Here is a 21575-nt window from a genome sequence, read left to right on the forward strand (position 1 = left end):
TCGAGTGAATGGAATGTAGTGATGGAGTCTCAGGAACTGCACGTGTCGACGTCCGTGCTGGTCATTGGCACCGGAGGCGCCGGCCTCCGCGCCGCCATAGAGTTGGCCGAGCTGGGGGTAGATGTGCTCTCTGTGGGCAAGAGGCCCAGAAGCGACGCCCACACCTCGCTCGCAGCGGGAGGCATCAACGCCGCTCTCGGCACAATGGATGCCGATGACAGTTGGCAGCAGCACGCCGCCGACACAATCCTCGAAAGCTACCATCTCGCGAACCCCGAAATCGTCGAGATCGTCACCAAAGGGGCCGAACAGGGTATCAGCGACCTGGAACGCTACGGCATGCCGTTCGCCCGCGAGGAAGACGGCCGGATCAGCCAGCGTTTCTTCGGTGCTCATACGTTCCGCAGAACCGCTTTCAGCGGCGACTACACGGGGCTTGAAATTCAGCGCACGCTTGTTAATCGCGCCGCCCAGCTCGACATTCCGATACTGGACGATGTTTACATCACGCGCATTCTCGTAACCGACGGTCGGGTCTTCGGTGCCTACGGCTTCCGGCTTTCGGACGGGACGCGCTATCTGATCCATGCAGACGCCGTGGTGCTCGCCGCCGGCGGACACACCCGCATCTGGCGGCGCACGTCCAGTCGGCGTGACGAGAACACCGGTGATTCCTTCCGCCTGGCGGTGCTCGCAGGCGGCCGCATCCGCGATCCGGAGCTGGTCCAGTTCCATCCCTCAGGCATTCTTGAGCCAGAGAACGCTGCAGGAACGCTCATCTCGGAAGCCGCACGCGGAGAGGGCGGCATCCTCACCAACGCCATCGGTGAACGATTCATGGCGAAATACGATGCAGAGCGCATGGAGCTCTCCACCCGCGATCGGGTCGCGCTGGCCTGTTACACCGAGATTCAGGAGGGCCGCGGCACGCCCAATGGCGGCGTGTGGCTGGACGTGTCGCACCTGCCACGGGAGACCATCATGCGTCGCCTGCCGCGTGTGTACCAGACCATGCTCGAACTGCAGATGCTTGACATCACGACGACGCCGATAGAAATCGCACCGACCGCGCATTACTCCATGGGCGGCGTCTGGGTCCGTCCCGACGATCACAGCACTGATGTCGCGGGTCTCTACGCAATCGGGGAGGCGTCAAGCGGTCTTCATGGCGCTAACCGTTTGGGAGGAAACTCGCTGATCGAGCTGCTGGTCTTCGGAAGGATCGTCGGCAATGCCGCCGCCGAGTACTCGGAGTCCCTCACCGCACACGTGCGCTCGGCGGACGCGGTGGATGAAGCTAGAAAAGAGATAGATGATCTGCTCTATGCCAACGGGCACGAAAACGTCCGCGTATTGCAGCGTGCCATCCGTGACACCATGACCGAGCATGCGGGTGTCGTGCGGAACGAAGAAGGTCTTACGCAGGGCCTCGCCGAACTCGACGTGATTGAAGCCCGCCTCACAGAGGTTGGTGTGCATCCCGACATCGCCGGATATCAGGATCTTGTACACGCCTTCGATCTGAAGGCGTCCGCTCTAGCGGCGCGCGCGACGCTCGAAGCTGCCCGTGAACGCCGCGAAACGCGCGGCTGTCATAACCGCAGCGACTATCCGGATCTTGATCCAACCTTGCAGGTGAACCTCGTCTGGTCTCCTGCTCGTGGCATCGAGCACGAAGGCATCGCGCCTGTATCGCACGAGATTGCGACGCTCATGCGTCGACCGGTCACAACCGCGGACAAACTCGTCGAGTGAATGAGGGTCCGGTGCGTCCGATAGGACCTCCGCGTCACAAATCAATGGTTTGTCGATACCCTCAGTCGAAGACCCTCCTACCTTCCACCCCCGGGGCGACGCGGCCGGGCCGGACGTCAACCAAGAAACAACCTGCAGAGCAAGGGAACAGCTAAGAATTGGCATACCAACTTACCGCCAGAATGCCCGGCGTCGGACGACAAACTCGACCCACACTTCCATGGCCAGGGTCCAGCCCTTGGAGCAGTAATATTGGGCGCATGAGTGCCGATGCCGGGTCAGCCTCCGATTTAGAGACTGCGTCGACGATATTCGCGGAGGTCCGTTCTCGGTTGTTCGGGATTGCCTACCGGATGCTCGGCAGTGTCAGCGAGGCGGAGGACATCGTCCAAGAGACCTGGGTTCGATGGCAGACATGCGATCGCAGCCTAGTTCGGAATGCGCCGGCGTTCCTGGCGACCACCGCCACCCGTCTTGCCATCAATGTCGGGCAGTCGGCACGTGCCCGTCGTGAGACGTATGTCGGTCCGTGGCTGCCCGAGCCGGTGGACACAAGCGCCGACCCTGAACTGGGCGCCGTACGTGGTGATGCGCTCGAGCTGGCCGTGTTGCTGATACTGGAAAAGTTGTCGCCGACCGAACGGGCCGCGTACGTGCTGCGGCAAGCATTCGACTACCCGTATGAGCAGATCGCGGAGATCATCCAACAGACAGAAGCGAATGCCCGCCAGTTGGTAAGCCGGGCGCGCAAACGCCTTACCGAGGAGAAACGCGCAGCGGTGAGCGTGAGCGAGCAGCGGCATCTGCTCGAAGCATTCCTGGCTGCTGCGCGAACCGGGAATCTGGCCGCGCTGGAGGCACTATTCGCCGCGGACGTCGTCAGCTACTCCGACGGCGGCGGCAAGGTTCGGGCTTCCAAGTTCCCTGTTGTCGGACGGGAACGGGTCGCGAAGTACTACAGGGCATTCGCGGCGCGCTTCTGGGATGGTGTCGATACCGAGCCCTTCATGGCTAACGGCCGGCCCTCGGCACGGCTGACACGGGACGGGGTGGTGTTTGCGGTGGTGACTCTCACGGCGTCTGCGGATGGTATTGATCGGCTGTTGTGGACGATGAATCCGGACAAGCTCTCCGGCGTGACGAGGGTTGGCGGCTGACCTGTGGGCTTCCTGAACCGATCATGTGGCACCGCTAATGTCTGAGATCAGCCCGGCCCAGTATGGTCCGCGAGCGCATGAGAGCCCGTGCGGCGGATGAACCCCACCGCCATTCAAGCCAGTTGGAACTGCTGTTCGACCTCACTTTCGTGGTCGCTGTCGCCAGCCTTACAGCGCACCTGGCGCACGGGATCGCTGAAGATCATTTAGCAGAGTCGATCCTGCCGTTCCTGCAGGTGTTCTTCGCGATCTGGTGGGCGTGGATGAACTTCACCTGGTTTGCGTCCGCGTTCGACACGGACGATGCGCTTTACCGGCTGCTGACGATGCTGCAAATGGGCGGCGTGCTGCTGCTGGGTGCAGGTGTGCCCGCGGCATTCAACGACGGTAACTATCTGGCGGTCACCCTTGGCTTTATTGTGATGCGCGCCGGTTTGATCGCCCAATGGCTACGGGCTGCGATTGAGGATCCGGCCAGCCGCCGGCCGGCCATACGATACGCAGTCGGGTTCCCGATCCTTCAACTGGGGTGGGTCCTGCGGTTGGTGTTGCAGCAGGTGTCGGTGACGGTCGAAAATTGAGCCATTGTGACGGTTGAAAACTGAGCCACCCGTTCCAAACGATTGGGTGGGTGATCACAGTGGAGGATTGGGCGCTTATTCGGCGGTTGCATCTTGCCGAGGGTGAGTCGATGAGGTCGATAGCGGCGCGGCTGGACATTTCCCGGAACACGGTCGCGAAAGCGGTCAGCGCTGAGAGCCCGCCGACGTATGTTCGGGCGCCTCGGGACTCCGGGATCAAAGCGGTCGAGCCGGCCATACGGGCGCTGCTGAGGGAGAACCCGCGGATGCCGGCCACGGTGCTTGCAGAACGCGTGGGCTGGTCCGGGTCGCCGGCCTGGTTCAGGGAAAACGTGGCCAGGATCCGGCCGGAGTATGCCCCGGCTGACCCTGCTGACCGGATCACTTACGAACCCGGGGATCAGGCGCAGTGCGACCTGTGGTTCCCGGAGGTGCGAATCCCGGTTGGGGCGGGAAAGCCAAGGATCCTGCCGGTGCTGGTCATGGTGTCCTCGCATTCGCGGTTCGTCATGGCGCGGATGATTCCGTCCCGCATGACCGGGGATTTGCTGGCCGGGATGTGGGAGCTGATCGGTGGTTTGGGGGCGGTTCCGAGGCGGCTGATCTGGGACAACGAAACCGGGATCGGGCGACGGAACAGCTTCGCGGCCGGAGTGCCGGCGTTCGCTGGAGTGCTCGCGACCAGGATCGTGCAGGTCAGGCCCTACGACCCGGAGAGCAAGGGAGTCGTGGAGCGGACGAACCAGTTCCTGGAGACCTCGTTCCTGCCGGGACGGTCCTTCGCTTCGCCGGAGGACTTCAACGCCCAGCTCGCGGAGTGGCTGCTCAAGGCCAATACCCGGCTGGTCCGCCGGATTGGTGCCCGGCCCACGGAACTTCTCCCTCAGGACAAGGCGGCGATGCTTGGATTGCCGCCGGTTCCGCCGGTGACAGGGTTCGCGGCGAGGGTCAGGCTCCCACGGGATTACTACGTCAGGATGGGATCCAACGACTACTCCGTGCACCCGCAGGCTATCGGTAGGTTCGTCGACGTCACCGCAGACCTGGACACTGTCCGCGTCAGCCTGGATGGCAGAAGCGTCGGAGACCACTCCCGCTCTTGGGGCACTGGCCTGACGATCACCGATCCGGTCCACGTCGACGCTGCCCGCACGCTGCGGAAAGCCTTCCAAAACCCGGTGCCCGCGGAGCCCGCGGGAGTGCGGGACCTGGCCGACTACGACCGCGCATTCGGCGTCGTTCTCGATGATGGGCAGGTCGCCTGATGCCCGAAGCCAAAGAAACCGCAGGACAGATCGAGTACTACTCCCGGGCCATGAAGGCACCCCGTATCCGGGAAGCAGCGGCCCGGCTCGCTGACCAGGCAAGAGACGGCGGCTGGACCCACGAGGAATACCTCGCCGCGGTCCTGTCCCGGGAAGTCGCCGCCAGGGAGGCCTCCGGAGCTGAAGCCCGGGCCAGGGCCGCAGGATTCCCGGCCCGAAAATCGCTCGAGGACTTCAGCTTCGACCACCAGCCCGGCCTCAAACGCGACACCATCGCGCACCTGGCCACGGGCGCATTCCTCAGCGAAGCGTCCAACATTGTCCTGCTCGGCCCACCCGGAACCGGCAAGACACATCTCGCTACCGGGCTGGGCCTCCGGGCCACCCTGCTCGGCCACCGGGTCCTGTTCGCCACCGCCATCGACTGGGTCGCCCGGCTCCAGGCTGCTCATCAAAATGGGCGGCTGCCACAGGAACTAGTCAGGCTGCGCCGCTGCGGGCTGATCATCGTCGACGAGGTCGGCTACATCCCGTTCGAGCAGGACGCGGCGAACCTGTTCTTCCAACTCGTCTCATCGCGCTACGAACACGCCTCGCTGATCCTGACCTCGAACCTGCCCTTCGCCCGCTGGGGTGACGTCTTCGGAGACCAGGTCGTGGCGTCGGCCATGATTGACCGGATCGTCCACCACGCCGAAGTCATTACCCTCAAGGGCTCCAGCTACCGGCTCAAACACACGCAAGCGGACTCGTTGCCCTCGACACGGCCAGAAAATACGGCAAAATAACCAACGTCAACGTGGCTCAGTTTTCAACCCGCGAAATGGCTCACTTTTCGACCATCGCTGACAGCAGGCGGGGTTGTTGCCGGGGCAGCTGCAGCTCGTCGCGTTCGTGATGCTCGCTATTTTGGAGCTCACCGTTCCGTTGTGGGCCGAACGGACAGGTCACAGCAGCTGGCATCCGCATCATATCGCCGAGCGGTATGGCCTGTTCGCGATCATTCTGTTCGGTGAAAGCGTGCTGGCCGCATCGAATGGCGTGGCCGCTGCATTAAGGTCCGGCGGCGTGAGCGCATACTTGATTGCTGTCTCGGCGGCCAGCCTCGCGCTGTTGTTCGCCCTGTGGTGGTTGTACTTCCTCCAGCCGGCGGGTGAGACATTGTCGGCAAATCGTGACAAATCGTACCAATGGGGATACTGGCACTTCCCCATCTTTGCGGCCTTAGCCGCCCTCGGAGCAGGCCTCGAAGTTACGACCACGCTCCCGCTGACCGGACCGCAGCCCCTGGCGCAGGCGTTTATCGCCGGGTACTGCGTCGCGATTCCGACCGCCGTTTTCGTGGGATTGTTGTGGGCGATTCACGCGCCCCTCACGGTCCTGCGAGTCGTCCGCCCGCCGGTGATATTGCCAGCGGTGGGGACGGTGCTGGTGATTCCGGCTAGCGTCAGTGCGATCGGGGTTGCCGGAGTGGTTGGCGGAATCGCGGTTGTGAGTGCACTGGTCGTCGTGGTGACGGTGTTGCAACCCGGACAGAAGCGGGAAGCAAGCTGATCGATCACGGATCCTGCCGCGTGGCACTTTTCGGCTGTTCCGAAAGTTGGCCCAGACAAGCCCCCGGAGTTACGAACTTTGGCGCTGAACTAGCGTGCAATTTTCCCAAGGCTGTCACAGATTGATTTGGACCCGGTCATAGCTGGCAGACGGAATGTCACTACATTCCGCTAAGCCATTATCAAAGGGAAGATCATCATGAAGATCGTTGTTATCGGCGGCACTGGCCTGATCGGCAAGCAGGTTGTGGAGATTCTAAGCAGTCAGGGCCATGAGGCGATAGCGGCGTCCCCTTCCACCGGGGTGGATTCGGTGACCGGCCAGGGATTGGATGAGGCGATGGCGGGGGCGGACGTAGTTGTCGACCTGACGAACACCGCCGATTTCGATGAGAAGGTAGTCGTTCCCTTCTTCTCCACTTCATCTCACAATCTTCTCGCCGCCGAGAAAAAGGCAGGCGTGCGACATCATGTGGCTCTGTCCGTCGTTGGAACCGACCGTATCGGGGCCGTCAGCTACTTTGCCGGAAAGACTGCGCAGGAGAAGGCTGTTAGAGAAGGCGGAGTGCCGTACACCATTCTGCGGGCCACTCAATTCTTCGAGTTCATCCCGATGATCGCTGACGCCGGAACAAGCGGCGGGTCGGTTTATGTGACAAGTCACCTGATGCAACCGATGGCTGCTGCAGACGTTGCTCGCATTGTGGCGGAGACGGCGGTCTCGCCTGCGATTGACGGCGTCCTTGAAATGGCGGGCCCTGAGCGCACAGGACTTAATGAATTCGTGGGTCGGGTTCTCGCGGCCCGCAATGATTCCCGCCCAGTGGTCATTGATACCGAAGCCGGCTACTTCGGTATACCGATCGAAGAGACAAGCATCGTTCCCGTCGGTGAAACCCGCATCGGGGACATCACCCTCAAGGAGTGGCTGAACTTGACGTCATAGCACGGCCTGTAGCTACGTCTCCGCGACTATAGGAGATTTCGCCAGCAGCGTTTCTCCCGATTAACGGACGCTACCCAGCTCCGGACACCATAGCCAGGACATCGGCTAGCTCGGCCGCAGCATGACCGCAGGCTGGAATTCACCGCGTTGAACCCGGACCATCTCTCCGGGCGTTACAAGGGTTGGCACCTGACCTATGGCGTCCCATTGTGAGCCTGTCAACGGCACCCACTATGACGCAGTACCCGGACGCGGATGAAGCAATCTTCCTCAGGCCGTCACAGATTGTGTTGGTACATGGTCATAGCTGGTGGACGGATGTCACTGCATCCCTCTGCGTCACTTATCGGAAGGAAGATCATGAAGATCGTAGTTATCGGCGGAACCGGACTCATCGGGTCGAAACTGGTCAACAAGCTCGGCGAACACGGACACGAAGCAGTGGCCGCTTCCCCTGACTCGGGTGTGAACACCCTCACCGGCGAAGGCCTCGCGGACGTGCTGCAGGGAGCCGACACTGTAGTCGACGTGTCGAACTCGCCCTCGTTTGAAGATGCAGCTGTGCTGAACTTCTTCACTACCTCCACCCGCAACCAGCTCGCCGCGGAGAAGGAAGCCGATGTCGGCCACCACGTCGCACTGTCGGTCGTCGGCACCGAGCGTCTGGCCGAAAGCGGCTACTTCCGGGCGAAAATCGCCCAGGAGAAGCTCATCAAGGAATCAGGTGTCCCGTACTCCATTGTCCATGCGACGCAGTTTTTCGAGTTCGTCAAGAGCATCGCACAGGCCGCGACCGACGGAAACACCGTTCGTCTGTCACCCGCGCTGATTCAGCCCATGGCCGCTGAGGACGTAGCGACCGCTGTTGCCTCTACCGCCGTCGGAAATCCACAAAATGCCACCATCGAGGTCGCCGGCCCCGAGCAATTCGGTCTCGACGAGCTCATCCGCAAGGGCCTCAGCTTCCAAGGCGACCCCCGCGAGGTCGTCACCGACCCCAACGCACGCTACTTCAACGCCCTGCTCCAGGATCGCGAACTGCTCCCCGGCAACGAAGCGACCATTTATAACACCCGCTTCGAAGAATGGCTGAACCAGCAGTAGCCGGACAGCGCGGGTGTCCTTCATCACGGAAGGCGTCGAGGGGCGCCCCCGCTCCCAGCATTTTTTCGATGCAAGGCAATACATTCTGAAAGCAGACCGCCATGGGACATCACATTCGCTTGAACCAGGCCGTCCCAGCGGCCTACAAGACCTTGCTGCTCCTAAACGACGAGTCCTCGGCCGCGGCCGCCGCTTCAGGTCTGGAACCCCTCCTCATCGAGCTCGTCAAGATTCGCTGCTCCCAAATCAACGGCTGCGCGTTCTGCCTGAGAATGCACATCCGCGACGCCATCTCCCACGGCGAAACCCAGGACCGCCTCGCCGTCCTGCCCGCCTGGCGGGATACCGGGTACTTCACCCCAGAAGAGAGACATGCCCTTGCCATCGCAGAGAGCACAACCCTGATCTCCGACCGGCTGACCCTGCCCCAAGACGAACTGGCAGCACTCAACGACGACCAGATAGCCGCAGTGGAATGGGTGGCAATCACAATCAACGCGTTCAACCGGGTGGCAATCTCCAGCCACTACGATGTCCGCAACTGAACTCGGGCATCCAGCGGTACGCCCGGGGAGTCGTCAGTGAACCAATCCCATTCATGGTAGGGAACGTGGATCATGAAGTCACGGGCCGAAGGCCAACCTTACAGTGGCGCTTCCGCGTCAGCAGGAGCGCCACTGGCAGTGTTCACGGCCAGGAAAGGCGTCGAACCATGACGGGCGTCACGAGGGTGGGCCGGAGTACGGTTGCGTTCCTGACCACGCTATGCACGGACGCGTCAACCCGACACTTCCGATCGTGGCCGAGCTTGTTCGTCGCGGTCACTCCGTTACGTACCACACCTCGCCGCGTTCAGCGAGGCGATTGCCACTACTGGTGCGACCGTGCGCCTCTACCCAGGGGGAGACCAGCGACCCCCCGATCCGCCCGTTCCAGCCACGCTGTTGGAGGGGCATGCCCGTACTGCCGTCCGCGTGCTGCCGACTGTGCTCACTGATCTTCGAGGCATGCGGCCGGACCTTATCGTCCATGACTCCGCTTGTTTGTGGGGCGCAGTCGCCGCCAACGAACTCGGTGTGCCAGCGGCGTCGTCCTTTACTACGTTCGCGTTCAACCGGCACGTGCCAAGTCCCACTCGCGGCTCTTGGGAAACTGCTGGCCGGAGCGATGACTCGGCCGCGCAGCCTCCACGGGTACTCTGCGATCGCGCTGGGGGCTACACTGCCGCTTCAACACGCGCGGGTTACCACTGTTCGACCCGGGAAACATCCGCCAGCCGCTCAACCTCGTCTATACATCCCATGCGTTCCAGCCTCACGTCGAGAACTTCGACGAGTAGTACCGGTTCATCGGCCCAAGCCTCGGCGCCCGTCCAATCGATCCGTCGTTCACGCCCAATCTCCTGCAGGACCCGGTGCTGTACGCCTCACTGGGCACGATTTTCAACCCGGTCCCGCAGCTTCTTCACACCTTCGCAAACGCGCTCGCCCCGCTAGGTGTACTGCTCAGGGACGGTGGTCGTCTCCACCGGGCAGACCGATCCCGCGCTACTGGGACCGTTGCCTGCCAACGTCCTGGCCAGCCGCTTCGTGCCACAACTGGAGGTGCTGGCCCGCGCGGCACTGTTCGTCACCCATGGCGGGATGAACAGCGTCAACGAGGCCATGTATGCCGGCGTTCCGATGCTGGTGATCCCGCAGGGCGCCGAACAGCCGCTGGTAGCCGGTCGGGTCGCGGAGTCCGGTGCCGGCCTGTCTATTCGCGCCCAGGATGCTTTGGGTGCGGAGCGGGCGGAAGCGCTTGAGTTTGCGGTACTGCTCATTCTGGAAAAGCTATCGCCGACCGAACGTGCCGCCTATGTTTTGCGTGAGGCGTTCGATTACCCGTACCCGTAGATCGCCGAAATCATCCAGGCCACGGAACCGACGGCTCGCCAACTCGTTAGCCGTGCTCGTAAACGCATTAAGGCGGAGCGCCGTTAACCCGTTGCTAGCCAGGAGCAGCAGCGGCTGCTGGAAGCATTTGTCGCTGCCGCTCGGACTGGGGACCTCTCGACTTTGGAGCGACTCTTCGCGGCAGACGTTGTCAGCTACTCGGACGGTGGCGGAGTTGTGCGGGCTTCGCGGATCCCGGTTTTCGGCAGGGAGCGGGTGGCCAAGTACATACGTGCTTTTGCAGACCGGTTCTGGGAGGGTGTCAGGGTCAGCCAGATACAGACCAACGGCCAGGCATCTGTGGTGCTTTCGCGCAATGACGAAGAGTTCCCGTTCGCGATCGTGACGGTGACGGGGTCACTTCAGGGAATCAACCAGGTGCTGTGGATGATGAATCCGGAAAAGCTGGGGGGAATTGCTGTCACAAATCCTGGGTCTGCTCGGTCTTAGTTGATGACCGGACGGCATTCAGGCCACGGGCACAAATCGAAAGGCTCATCATGAAGATCGTAGTAATCGGCGGCACGGGACTTATTGGCTCAAAGCTCATTGAAAAGTTGTCCGAGCATGGACACGAGGCTGTTGCCGCCTCCCCCAACTCCGGCGTCAATACCCTTACCGGTGAGGGACTTGCCGAGGTCCTGGTGGGTGCACAGGTAGTCGTGGATGTCTCCAACTCGCCATCGTGGGAAGACGAAGCTGTGATGGACTTCTTCAGGACTTCGACCAGTAACCTTCTCGCGGCCGAAGCCGTAGCGGGCGTCGGACACCACGTTGCCCTGTCAGTCGTTGGAACCGACCGCCTGTTGGAAAGCGGGTACTTCCGCGCGAAAAGCGCCCAGGAGAAGCTGATCAAGGAATCCACCATCCCTTTCACGATCGTTCACGCGACCCAATTCTTCGAGTTCGTGATGAGCATCGCTGAGACTGGCGCCGTGGGTGACACGATTCGCATGTCGCCGGCCCTCATCCAGCCAATCTCAGCAGACGATGTCGCAAGCGCAGTGGGACGTGCTGCCGTTAGCGAGCCGATGAACGGCACTCTCGAGGTTGCAGGTCCCGACCAGTTTGGCCTTGACGAACTTGTCCGCAAGGCCTTGAGCTTCCACAATGATCCACGCGAAGTCATCTCCGACCCCGATGCACGCTACTACAACTTCGTGCGGCTGACCGGACGCGAGCTCCTCCCAAGTGATGATGCCCGCATCTTCGAAACCCGATTCGAGGACTGGCTGCCTCAGAACGTGGCACAGTAGCTGCCATGCCGTGGTGGCCTCGATCGAATCTCCCCTTGGCCACCACGGCACTCCAGCATGCGGGGCCTGGGGAGTGTTGCTAAAGCTGGGTTTTGGCCAGGCGAGTGAGGCGACGAGCTGTATTGCGGCCATGCGTGCGATCGGCTAGGCCAGACGCGGTTGGCCCTTGAGGTGTATCCCTTGCTGCCAGGCCCGGGCCCGGCCCTCTTACACCGCCCACGCGTACCAAGCTACGTAGTGGGTGTGTCCAAGGAACCGGGACGGACCGTGGGCTCGTATCTATTGGCTTGCTGGTAACTGCCTCGAAGGGAACAAGCTCAGGTCTGCAAACGGCCTATATATCGGCCGTCCCCGCCGCGCCGGACTCGGTCCCCGGGCAGTGTCTGCCTGCCGGGGGACTGCGACCAGATGTGGCGAAACGCCACTTTCCAAGGTCTAGGGGGAACAGAGCAAGAAGACTTGCCTGAGCCGCGTTTGGCATCCAGTGCCGGACGCGGCGTACGGTTGGGGCTGTAGCCCGGTATGCCCCCCAATATGCCGTGCTACAGCCTTTTCACAGGCACACCGGACTGCCCGGCCGTTCGCCGCCGCCGCGGGGCGTCTCATGAACTCTAGTTCTCAGGAACGTCCGCCTCGGTCGTGACCTCGCACCCTGTGACTGTTAGCGGAGAATGGCGGTTAAATCGCAGTTCAAGATGGGGGTTTTCGAACCGTTTCGGCTGTGGACTTTATCCACTCCTTGCCGGCGTTCTTTGATCACTTGTCTCGCTCTAAGCGGGGATGCGACTCGACTAGCTTGTGAGTGCTCGGGACCTTCGATAAAACGTTGCTCGGGACATTCCGAGATCGCGGGCAACCTGCGCAGCGGGGTCGCCGCCTTCGACCACGCCGTGATCCACATACAGGTCATCGCGTCTGACGCCGGCCGCCAGCAGATCCGCCTGCTGCCGGTCGATGGACTGCTGCCGCGTCGAAACGCGGGCATAACCGATCAGCTTCGGCACAGGCTGCTCCGATGTGTCGCATAACTAACGATGAATACACCGGCGAGTTCAGGTGGTGAGTGCAACACCCTGAATTGTGTGGGGTGTCGTCGATGGGCAGGCCGTGGTCGCCGTTGAGTGTTCGTTTAGCGTTCTGGGAAGGGCTGGATGCCGGGCTGTCGGTAGCCGTAGCGGCGCGGGCCGCGGGGGTGTCGCGTCCGACTGCGTACCGGTGGTTGAGCGACCATCAGAAGGTGTTGCCATCACCGGTTCAGGATTTCAGTGTGCCCCGTGCAGGGCTTTTGTCGTTGCGTGAGCGGGAAGAGATCGGGTTTCAGCTTGCCCAGGGTCATGGAGTGCGGCGTATCGCCGGCTTCCTGGGCCGGGCTCCGTCGACGATCAGCCGGGAGATCGCGAGGAACCGCGTCAGTGACCGGTATTCGCCATCGCTCGCGCAGGAGCAGACGTGGGCTCGTGCCCGCAGGCCGAAGCCGCGGAAGCTGGACGGGTTAGCGTTACGGGAACAGGTCACCACGATGCTCACCGACCGGTTCAGCCCGGAACAGGTCGCTGGCCGACTGAAGGTGGAGCATCCGGAGAATCCGGAGATGCAGGTGTCACACGAAACGATTTATCAGGCCCTCTTCGTCCAGGGCCGCGGATCCTTGCGCCTGGAAGTTGCGACGGCGCTGCGGTCCGGGCGGGTGCGTCGGCGCCCGCAAAGGCCGGAGGGTCCTCGCCCGCAGCGGTTCCAGGAGATGGTGATGATCTCTGACCGGCCGGCAGAGGTCGAGGACCGCGCCGTTCCCGGCCACTGGGAAGGGGACTTAATCATCGGTTCGACGGCATCGAAGTCCGCGATCGGGACCCTCGTCGAACGCACTACGGGATACGTGATGTTGCTGCATCTGCCCGAGGACCATACTGCCCGCACCGTCGCCGACGCCATGATCACCGCGATGAATACCCTCCCCGAGCAGTTGCGCCGATCGACGACCTGGGATCAAGGAGCTGAGATGTCACGGCATCAAGAAATCACGATGGCGACCGGTATGCCGATCTACTTCTGCGACCCGCATTCACCCTGGCAGCGCGGCAGCAACGAAAACACCAACGGGCTCCTCCGCGAGTACTTCCCGAAAAGCACCGACCTGTCATTCCACGGGCCCGGAATCCTCGAAAACGTCGCCGCTGAACTCAACCGCCGGCCACGCAAACGACACGGCTACCGAACGCCCGCAGAAGTCCTCGCTGAGCTAGTCTCGAACCCAGTCAACTAAATCCGGTGTTGCAGGCACCACTGGAATTCGCCACCGATTCAACCAGAAGGTTATGCGACATAGTTACGAGAATCGCCGACTGTCGTCCAACTAGCGCCGTTCCAAGGAAATTGGACGAGCGCCGTCGAAGCGATTCCTCGCTCAGTGAGACGTCTCGTATCCCAAGGGTTATGAGACGGCCGGTTGCTCCGTTTGGGGGACCGCACGGGACGACGAGTTCACCTGCTACTCCTGCTTCCTGGTTCGGCACCGCCCCCAGATAGCGCGGGAAAAGAACGCCCACGCCTACTGCATTGAATGCGAAGGCTAAGTCCCGCAATGGACTAGAAGCGCTCCCCTCACTGACGATTATCCGAACAAGACTCAGGTCTTGTTGCCAACCAGCAGAAATGTCCCTGCTGTGCGGGCCCCCTTTAAAAGTATGTCTTGGTTATCCACAGTGGATTGATGGCGTGTCCCGGCAGTCGGGAGCCGCGCTTACGGTGGCAACGCCGTCGTGCAGTGGTTCGATGAGGTGGACCCACCGGAATCGGCTGAATGACTGATGTCAGTGGTGTGCCAGCCTGCTGCCGCTCCCGGGGCGATGGAACTTTTCGATCAGCCCCCCGGTCAGCGCCTTCACGCTTCTGAACAGCCCGATGGCAGTAAGCCTCAGGACGAGAATCACCAGATGGACGGCCCCACCTACGAGGAGGAGCAGGACCAGGCTGAGGATGGCGGGCAAGAACATGACAAAAACGGTGCCCATGGTCGCTAAGTACGCGAGGGCGTAGGCCATGATGGTGGACGGGTCCACTGGGTATCCCTTTGAACGGCCGGATCGGCTCCGGTGCCTGCTGCGGACGCCCTTGCAGCTAAGGGTTGGCGTGGTCCGGCGCCTTTGCCGGGCCACAGTAGGCGCGCGACCATGCATTTCTCAGTGGGCCTTGGACCACCTCCAGGCATGGACGCGTGGAGAGGTAATACGAAGTGGGCGCCGTTCCGAGCTCTGCCGCATGGGTCGGACGGATTCAGGGTCGGATGTCTTCGCCTCATCGCCGCACATGTCGCTGACCAGGCCGGTTCCGGCGACCTCCCGTACGGTGAATATTCCTGCCGCCGCTGCCTGTTTCGTCGGAAACACCCCGGACGTTGCCAGGTGATTCCCTGCGGCATCCATCAGCCGAAAGCGGTAGCCCCCTTCAAGGGGAATCGAAGACTTCAAAGTGCCGGACATGTTGCTCCATCGCGCTGTCTAATGTGACGACAACGACGGAGTCTGCATACCGCCTGAGACCACTCACTTTATCGGCTGCCGAGGGAGCTTGAAAAGGTTTTGGGTCACCAAAAGGTCCCGAGTGACCCTACCCTAGCGCCGTGTCCCAGGCGCCACGCGAAGGCACGATGATTGACCAAGAGCAAAATGTCTTCGCCGGTCCTATAGTCAGACGGCCTTCCTCGAACAGCAGATGGACCCCGCCCGCCGAAGCGTAGCTGGACGCGCTCGAGCGGTGGGGCGCCCATACTGCGGAGCAGCTTGGGGAGTAAGGCGTTTCGCCTTGATGTTTCCTGGACGGTGGTTGGTTAGACCGTCAGAGGGCTGCTGCTGATCGCGAAGCAACTCTCGATGTCGTCGTCATCACGCGAGATGTATTCGGTGAAGTCCGCCAGTGACATGAAGCAGTAAAAGTCGCCGTATCGGTAGTCGGCCTTATCTGCTCTTGTTGCCACTCCGGCCACCTCCATTCATTGTCGTTCTATTTTCCTGTGGATTGATAGTGCACCGCCAGGCGCAGTGTTTCGCTCCACACTGTTCGGGCAGGATCGGGACAGGGTTTGCCCAGGACACGCTAACGCCCGCCGGATTCCGCTGAACCGTCCTGCCCACGTGGTCAAGCGCTCCCACGCCCGGTCGGCTGGCAGCTGTTGTTTATGGGCGAGCGGCACCGAGGCCCCCGGTAAGGGGAAATTCGCACGCTTCCTGGAAACATCTCTCCAAGAAGGCAGATACGGGAAATAGCCCGTGCAGTGGTGCTCCCGGGGCCTTCCCGACGGAGATCCGTCAGTGGGTTCCCCGGAGGCCCTTTTGTACCGCCAAAGTCGGGGCGGGTTTGCGGGGAAGGATCCCGCCACCCGAGAGGCTTGGTCACAGCGCGTGACCAGGTTTGCCAGCCGGCAGGGAATAGGGCGGTATTCGGGAGCCTTGCGCTGCGTCACGGTGCGGCCTGCGGTGCCATACTGGTTCCACGAGTATGACGGACCGGGGGCCCACCATGATGCTTGATACGACGACCCTGCGTGCCGCTTTCGGGGTGATCGCGCTTACCCTGTTGGTTCTTTTCTACGTCGTGACGTTCCGTCACACCCGTTCGGAGTACAGTGCCTGGTGGTGCACGGCGCTCGGCCTGTTCCTTTTCGGAGCCGCTTCGTTTCTTCTTGACGGAACCTCGCAGCAGGTATGGGCGAACCCGCTGGGAAACACCCTGCTGGTTGCCGGCGCTGCGAGTGTCTGGTCCGCCGCCCGTTCTTTGAGGACGAGCCGGCCGCTGTGGTGGCAGCTGACCTTGGCGCCGGCCACCACCGCGGTTGCCTCGGCACTGGATCATCCGGCCACCAACGACTGGTCAGGCGGGCCGGTTTTTCTGGCGTTGATGTCGTTGATGATTGGCCTTGCCGCCCGGGAACTGTGGCTGCTAAAACCCGACGACTCCCGAGTCCACCGGCCGTTGGCGGTCATGTCCGGGCTGCTCGCGGCATACTACTTCGGCCGGTTGCTGGTCTTCCTTGCTGAAGGTCCGACAGGGCCCGTTTTCCTCACTTACTTCGGTTCCGCGCCCACGACGCTTCTCACCATGGCCCTCCTTGTGGTTGTGTCCTTCAGCATGGCCGTGCTCAGTCACGAACAACTGACAAAAGACCTCAGTGCCCGTGCCACGCGGGACGGCCTGACAGGCGTCCTGAACCGCACAACCTTCCTGAACCTCGCCGCCGGAGACGTACGTCGGTTGCGCTTCACGAGATCCTCAGCATCACTCGTTCTCGCTGACCTTGACCACTTCAAGGCAGTTAATGACAGGTATGGGCATCCTGCGGGAGACTCAGTTCTCCAGGCGTTCGCCGCGGCCTGCTTGGCTTCGGTCCGGTCTACGGACCTCGTGGGCAGATACGGCGGTGAAGAATTCATTATTTTCCTTCCCGGAGCAGGTCCGGACCGGGCCGAGGCCATAGCAGGGGAAATAAGCCGCCGCTTTGCCGCGGTGGAGATCCCGGAGAACGTCCGGTTTCCGACCGTCAGCTACGGGATCGCCACAAACAATTCCGGCGCCGCCGATCTGAGAATGATGATCTCATCAGCCGACTCGGCCCTCTATCGGGCGAAGTCAACCGGGCGAAACCGCGCCGCCCGGAACCACCTGAACTGAGACGCCCCCGGTACTTTGGTTGCAGTCACGCACACCTGGCTTCCGCGGCAAGGGTTCGAATGTGGGCTGTCTGGTCGTTGTTGTCCCGGCTGATGAAGCCTGACCCGAGTTGCGCTTCCTGGGAAAAGACTTGACGGAGGACGAGCACGTCCGTTCCTTCTGCCGCTGTGCGCGGTTCGAAGTAGGCAATGCCTCCACCATCGACTCCCTGAGTGTGTCGAGGTGGTGCTGGCTAACAATGGCCCGGCAAGGTAGGCGTGCTTGCTCCAGACAATTTTCGCCCTGGCGCCCTGTGGACCACGTGATCGCGCAGGCCTGATCCTCTTTGACCAGGTGCGGCCGGATCACCGCCCTTCCTCCGGATTATGTGAAAGCGAGGAGGTGCACGACCATGCTCACCGTGGTTCCTCGGGAATGCAATCCGTGTTCAGATTCATGAGGTGGGCGATGAAGGGGGGCCCCGAATTTTGTGTGGCTGGGACGCGCGGAAGCACCGCCCGCAATCTGAACGGGGCGGTGCTTCCTGGGGGCGCTTTCGTTAGATGTGGATGGTTAGCGGATGCCGGTGGTGAAGCTCCAGGCTGTGCTGGCCAGGGGAGTGCCGGCCACATCGCGTACCGCCGTCGGGCCGCCCGTGATGGAGGCGGTGTACCTGGTGCTGGCCGGAAGCGTGGCTGCCGGGTTGAGGATCCACTGGTTGGTGGTTCCGTTGCGGGTGACGGTGGCTGCCACCGCCGCGCCGGTGGCGGCGTTCTTCAGCGTGAAGGTGGCGGTGCCGACGCCGTTGACGGGCTTGCTGAAGGTAGCGGTGATGTTGGCTGTCGGGAGCGCCCCGGTCGAGTTCACGCCCGGAGCCCGGGAGGTCACGGTCGGCGCGGCGCTTGTGGTGAACCGCCAGCTGGTTGAGGCCAGCGGCCGATTGGCCAGGTCGCGGATGGTGGCCGTGCCGCCGGTCAGGGTGGCGGTGTAGGTGGTGCTAGGGGTGAGCAGGGCGGTGGGGTCGAGTGTTGCCCGCCGGGTGGCCTGGTCGTAGGTTACCGCGGCCGGGGTCGTGGCCCCGACTGCGTTCTTCAGCGGGAACGCTCACCTGCATTCTCTTGGATGCAGCGACAGCCGATAAGAAGCAGCTCATCTTTTCAAGATCCTTTTCCAAGCCGGTGACCACGGCAGGCTGCGGCTGCAATCGCCTCGATGTTCGCCCTTCCGCGCCGACCCATCGGATCATCGGGGGTGAGTGGTACAGCCGGGCTGCCGCCGCTTGCCAGGCTCTATTCGATGGACACCCTCAGACCGTTCAGGGTGTCTGGGTCCAGATCGACAGGGCCGTCAGGGACAGCTGCTGCCCCGAACTGGGCTAGGAGCAGGGCGGGGTCCTTTTCGGTGTCTGCGCATGCCTTTAGACGGGACGCCAACAAAGGGAGGATCCCTATGATTGAGTTCGGATGGCTGCAGTCCCATTCTTCCGGAGACCCTTGGACGCCGATAATGGTGATTCCGTCAATTGGGGGTAGGCGTGCAGTGGCGGGGGAGTGCCTTTTACCATTGCTAGGTCAGCCGTAGTTTCGGGAGGCATCCCGAAACTACGGCTCTTTCATGGTGGAGTTGTTCAGGCCGGGTGCCTCGAAAGTTTGAGCTGCCCTGACCCGTGCCTACAGCCAAATTCTCGAACCCGGAACGCCAGGTGCTCACGCCCCGTAGGCGCGGAATGCGTAGGCAGACAAGCGTATAGATTCGTTCCGGGGAAGCCTGCCAGTGTTAGTCTGGCAGGCTTCCCCGGACCTCATAAGCATCCGGTATCTGGGTCATGCGCCGCTCTCGGGCGCCGGAGATAAAGGCCGTTTACCGGCTTGTTGACTGGTCTCCGCCTAGCCTTGCTGGACCCGGTTGAGAAAGTGCCCGGTGCGGTTTTGGAAGCCCTCAATCTGGCGGAGGACGACGGCCGCCGGGTCCGGGTTGATCTCATTGGCCGGAGGCTCCTTTCGCACATTTTCGCAGCACAGGAAGTCTGCACAGATCAACGTGCCAACGGTGTTCCCGTCACGACCGGACTGGCCAGCGCGCTTGGCCACCCAAAGGAGCACATCTTCCTTGGAGAACACATCCCGGCACAACTCGCAGAGCACGGAGCGATTTTTCTTTGCGCCGCCTTCGGGTGCACGGAGCATAATCCCGGTCACGCCTTTTGGCCCGGGCACTACCAAGTACCCCCGAAGCGGCATCTTCTCGTCGCGCCAGCCAAGGAAGTCCAGGTTGTCCCAGTCCTGGGAATCGAGGCTTCTGGGCAGAGTGAGCTTTGTTGCCTCGGAACGGGTGGCATTGATAAAGGATGAACGGATCTGTTGCGGCGTGATTGCCTGCATGACTGACTCTTTCGACGATACGGTTTCCCCTTGCGGGGACGGTCATGGAGTGTCAGCTTCCGGGCGCGCGAAAAGGGGACCGCAATCTACGTCTTTTGTCAGTTGGTGACCTGAAGAACTAGGGACGGTTCCGCGTCGAGGGGAAGCTGGGCGGAGCAGCGGGCACACTGCAGGCCATGACGGCCACCTCACTCACTATGGCCGCAGCGACCGCAAAGGTCCCCCGCGCACTCATCGCCCTCGTCCTCTCATCCTTCTTCACCAGATCATCCTGGTCCCCATATCCTGCCAAACCATATCCAAATCTGTCCAAAAGGTTGCTGCCACCACCCTGCAAACGTAGAGCCTGTTGCGAGGAGCAGGACGCACAAATCGCGGCCAGGTGCACGATTCTCACGTTGAATGAGAGCGCTCTTCGAACGCCGATAACCGGCCTTTCGTCAAGCTGTTGTCCGTGGCGGGGGAGGTCACGCCGTCTTTCCCGTAAGGCAGCGAGGCCTGAAGGGGCGGATCGCGGTTGGACAGGAGTGGATCCCAGAGGCTCGCGTGGAGCGGTCGACTATGCCGTGGGCAGTGGGGCAGACCGCTTCATCCAGGTTCAGCTTTTTTGACCAATCTGTTGCCCGCACCGGGACTGACACATAGGCTCAACATGTGAGTGGCGGGGACGGCAATCCGACAAGCGGATCCGGCCCGCGACCCGTGAAGGAAAAAAGCATGGCAACAGGTACGGTCAAGTGGTTCAACGCCGAAAAGGGCTTCGGATTCATCGCCCCCGACGACGGAAGCGCTGACGTGTTCGCACACTTTTCAGCAATCGCATCCAGCGGTTACCGCTCCCTGGACGAGAACCAGAAGGTTCAGTTCGACGTCACCCAGGGCCCTAAGGGTCCGCAGGCGGAGAACATCCAGCCGCTCTAAGTGGTTCTCAGGAAGCTGGCCGGCTGCAAACCGGCCAGCTTCTCTGTTTTCACCCAGCCCCGCTGCCGCACGCAAAGCCGCAGGACCACAAACGGAGGCCCGCCAGCCAAAGGGCAACGGTTCTGAATGTCCAACAATTCCATAGCAGCAGCGGCGGGTCTGGGCATGGTATCCACTCCGACGATGAATTCATCGGTTTCCGCCACGATGGTCACGGGGCCGGGCTCCTTCCGTAGTCGGTACCGTGTACGGTGCCAGTCCGGCTGGAGCTGCGATGAGGCACTTCTCTGACGGGTCACGGTTTCCACATCGGAAAGCCTGGACAATCTTCTATCAGGCCATCAGCGCGGGCGGATCGGCGCAGACCCCCGGGTCCAGGGTGGACGAGTCTTGCTCAAGGCACCGAACCTCAGTGAGATTGGGGCAGAATTTCCATGCATCACAGCCCGGAGGGGCCTGCACCAGCCTCCCAGCCAGCACCAGACCATACCGTCTGAACCTGGTTACCGTTCGGGATCTGGCGCAGGTTTCAGCCGGCGTTGTTCCCCGCTATTCCCGCCTTTGGGGACCACCTGGTTTGCGATCAGGTCCACGCGCTCAGCGGCGGTTAGTTCGTCATCGTTCTGGATGGCGGCGACGTCGCTGCCATCGACCGTTTCAACCTCCTGTGGAACGGACTCATCAGGTTCGGGATCGTCTTTGTGGCGGGCTTTTTGGAGGTGGTCCTCCAGTTTCTCTTCTGCGTCACGGCGGCGTTGACCCACGGTGCGCATCTGCTGGGTTGCCGGTGCCGGTTGTGGCTGCTGGGCCGGTTCACCATTGGTCTGCTTCTCGCCATTTTTCTCGCTCATAATCGAATCGTCCCACCGGGAGGGCACATCAGGAAGATCGGTGCGTTCACGCAGTCGGGTTAGCACCGGCAATAGCGGAGGACCGTCTTCCCGCCTATGGCCAAATGGCGCATGCTTCTGACGGCACTGTTCGCCACGACTCGCGGCGGGTGAGCAACCGAGCGCCAGTGGCTGGCGTTCACCCGCTCAAGCCACTCCTCTACCAACTCGACGGAGAAGTGCAATCCA

Annotated in this window: 22 protein-coding genes and 2 pseudogenes; 16 read left to right on the top strand and 8 right to left on the bottom strand. The window is 61.9% G+C overall.

Going from position 1 to position 21575, the window contains the following annotated elements; translation table 11 throughout:
- Positions 1 to 21 precede the first annotated feature (21 nt).
- The 12 genes from QF036_RS12415 to QF036_RS12470 all read left to right on the top strand — a co-directional run bounded on the left by QF036_RS12415 (position 22) and on the right by QF036_RS12470 (position 11551).
- The gene (locus QF036_RS12415) at positions 22 to 1755 is read left to right on the top strand and encodes an L-aspartate oxidase (protein ID WP_307102223.1); all 1734 of its coding nucleotides are present in this window, start codon (positions 22 to 24) and stop codon (positions 1753 to 1755) included.
- 260 nt (positions 1756 to 2015) lie between these two features.
- Positions 2016 to 2912, top strand: a complete 897-nt coding sequence (locus QF036_RS12420; protein WP_307102225.1) for an RNA polymerase sigma-70 factor — start codon at positions 2016 to 2018, stop codon at positions 2910 to 2912.
- Positions 2913 to 3034: 122 nt separating this feature from the next.
- A complete protein-coding gene (locus QF036_RS12425; protein WP_307102228.1) occupies positions 3035 to 3493 on the top strand; it encodes a low temperature requirement protein A in 459 nt (152 codons plus the stop codon).
- Between the two features lie 50 nt (positions 3494 to 3543).
- Positions 3544 to 4758, top strand: a complete 1215-nt coding sequence (istA, locus tag QF036_RS12430) for an IS21 family transposase (RefSeq protein ID WP_307102230.1) — start codon at positions 3544 to 3546, stop codon at positions 4756 to 4758.
- On the top strand, positions 4758 to 5546 hold the full coding sequence (istB, locus tag QF036_RS12435; protein WP_307102232.1) for an IS21-like element helper ATPase IstB: 789 nt from the start codon (positions 4758 to 4760) through the stop codon (positions 5544 to 5546). The genes istA and istB overlap by 1 nt, the downstream gene beginning before the upstream one ends.
- Positions 5547 to 5622: 76 nt before the next feature.
- On the top strand, positions 5623 to 6312 hold the full coding sequence (locus QF036_RS12440) for a low temperature requirement protein A (RefSeq protein ID WP_307102234.1): 690 nt from the start codon (positions 5623 to 5625) through the stop codon (positions 6310 to 6312).
- Between the two features lie 198 nt (positions 6313 to 6510).
- Positions 6511 to 7257: an SDR family oxidoreductase gene (locus QF036_RS12445; protein WP_307102236.1), complete on the top strand. Its 747-nt coding sequence runs from the start codon at positions 6511 to 6513 to the stop codon at positions 7255 to 7257.
- 360 nt (positions 7258 to 7617) lie between these two features.
- Entirely contained in the window at positions 7618 to 8361 is a 744-nt protein-coding gene (locus QF036_RS12450; protein ID WP_307102238.1) for an SDR family oxidoreductase, read from the top strand.
- Positions 8362 to 8462: 101 nt separating this feature from the next.
- Positions 8463 to 8906: a carboxymuconolactone decarboxylase family protein gene (locus QF036_RS12455; protein ID WP_307102240.1), complete on the top strand. Its 444-nt coding sequence runs from the start codon at positions 8463 to 8465 to the stop codon at positions 8904 to 8906.
- Between the two features lie 969 nt (positions 8907 to 9875).
- On the top strand, positions 9876 to 10256 hold the full coding sequence (locus QF036_RS12460; RefSeq protein ID WP_307102242.1) for a nucleotide disphospho-sugar-binding domain-containing protein: 381 nt from the start codon (positions 9876 to 9878) through the stop codon (positions 10254 to 10256).
- Positions 10257 to 10511: 255 nt separating this feature from the next.
- Positions 10512 to 10745, top strand: a complete 234-nt coding sequence (locus QF036_RS12465; protein ID WP_307102244.1) for a hypothetical protein — start codon at positions 10512 to 10514, stop codon at positions 10743 to 10745.
- A 50-nt stretch (positions 10746 to 10795) separates the two neighbouring features.
- Positions 10796 to 11551 carry an SDR family oxidoreductase gene (locus QF036_RS12470; RefSeq protein WP_307102246.1) on the top strand — a complete coding sequence of 252 codons (756 nt, stop codon included), beginning with the start codon at positions 10796 to 10798 and terminating at the stop codon, positions 11549 to 11551.
- A gap of 884 nt (positions 11552 to 12435) precedes the next feature.
- Here QF036_RS12470 and QF036_RS25320 read toward each other — a convergent pair.
- Positions 12436 to 12555: pseudogene (locus QF036_RS25320) on the bottom strand (recombinase family protein); the annotation flags it as partial.
- Between the two features lie 92 nt (positions 12556 to 12647).
- Here QF036_RS25320 and QF036_RS12480 point away from each other — a divergent pair.
- Positions 12648 to 13814 (top strand): IS30 family transposase, encoded by a 1167-nt coding sequence (locus QF036_RS12480; protein WP_373460289.1) that lies wholly within the window; start codon positions 12648 to 12650, stop codon positions 13812 to 13814.
- Between the two features lie 208 nt (positions 13815 to 14022).
- Positions 14023 to 14124: pseudogene (locus tag QF036_RS12485) on the top strand (DUF4193 family protein); the annotation flags it as partial.
- A gap of 237 nt (positions 14125 to 14361) precedes the next feature.
- On the opposite strand, the gene QF036_RS12490 reads toward QF036_RS12485, so the two are convergent.
- The 3 genes from QF036_RS12490 to QF036_RS12500 form a co-directional block, all read right to left on the bottom strand.
- A complete protein-coding gene (locus tag QF036_RS12490; protein WP_307102250.1) occupies positions 14362 to 14610 on the bottom strand; it encodes a hypothetical protein in 249 nt (82 codons plus the stop codon).
- Positions 14611 to 14730: 120 nt separating this feature from the next.
- Complete coding sequence (locus QF036_RS12495; RefSeq protein ID WP_307102252.1) at positions 14731 to 15030, bottom strand: YegP family protein; 300 nt, start codon at positions 15028 to 15030, stop codon at positions 14731 to 14733.
- A gap of 347 nt (positions 15031 to 15377) precedes the next feature.
- A complete protein-coding gene (locus tag QF036_RS12500; RefSeq protein WP_307102254.1) occupies positions 15378 to 15524 on the bottom strand; it encodes a hypothetical protein in 147 nt (48 codons plus the stop codon).
- A gap of 542 nt (positions 15525 to 16066) precedes the next feature.
- On the opposite strand from QF036_RS12500, the gene QF036_RS12505 reads away from it, so the two are divergent.
- Positions 16067 to 17215: a GGDEF domain-containing protein gene (locus tag QF036_RS12505; protein ID WP_307102255.1), complete on the top strand. Its 1149-nt coding sequence runs from the start codon at positions 16067 to 16069 to the stop codon at positions 17213 to 17215.
- 552 nt (positions 17216 to 17767) lie between these two features.
- Here QF036_RS12505 and QF036_RS25325 read toward each other — a convergent pair.
- Complete coding sequence (locus tag QF036_RS25325) at positions 17768 to 18289, bottom strand: Ig-like domain-containing protein (protein WP_373460291.1); 522 nt, start codon at positions 18287 to 18289, stop codon at positions 17768 to 17770.
- A gap of 791 nt (positions 18290 to 19080) precedes the next feature.
- Positions 19081 to 19575, bottom strand: coding sequence for an FBP domain-containing protein (locus tag QF036_RS12520; RefSeq protein WP_307102260.1), 495 nt, complete (start codon positions 19573 to 19575; stop codon positions 19081 to 19083).
- A 717-nt stretch (positions 19576 to 20292) separates the two neighbouring features.
- Here QF036_RS12520 and cspE point away from each other — a divergent pair.
- Positions 20293 to 20496 carry a transcription antiterminator/RNA stability regulator CspE gene (cspE, locus tag QF036_RS12525; protein WP_104046164.1) on the top strand — a complete coding sequence of 68 codons (204 nt, stop codon included), beginning with the start codon at positions 20293 to 20295 and terminating at the stop codon, positions 20494 to 20496.
- Here the strand turns inward: cspE and QF036_RS12530 are convergent.
- Positions 20493 to 20711, bottom strand: coding sequence for a hypothetical protein (locus QF036_RS12530; RefSeq protein ID WP_307102262.1), 219 nt, complete (start codon positions 20709 to 20711; stop codon positions 20493 to 20495). The genes cspE and QF036_RS12530 overlap by 4 nt on opposite strands.
- A 288-nt stretch (positions 20712 to 20999) precedes the next feature.
- Positions 21000 to 21413, bottom strand: coding sequence for a hypothetical protein (locus QF036_RS12535; RefSeq protein ID WP_307102263.1), 414 nt, complete (start codon positions 21411 to 21413; stop codon positions 21000 to 21002).
- Between the last annotated feature and the right edge of the window lie 162 nt (positions 21414 to 21575).

It is taken from the genome of Arthrobacter globiformis (assembly GCF_030817195.1).
Lineage (GTDB): Bacteria > Actinomycetota > Actinomycetes > Actinomycetales > Micrococcaceae > Arthrobacter > Arthrobacter globiformis_D.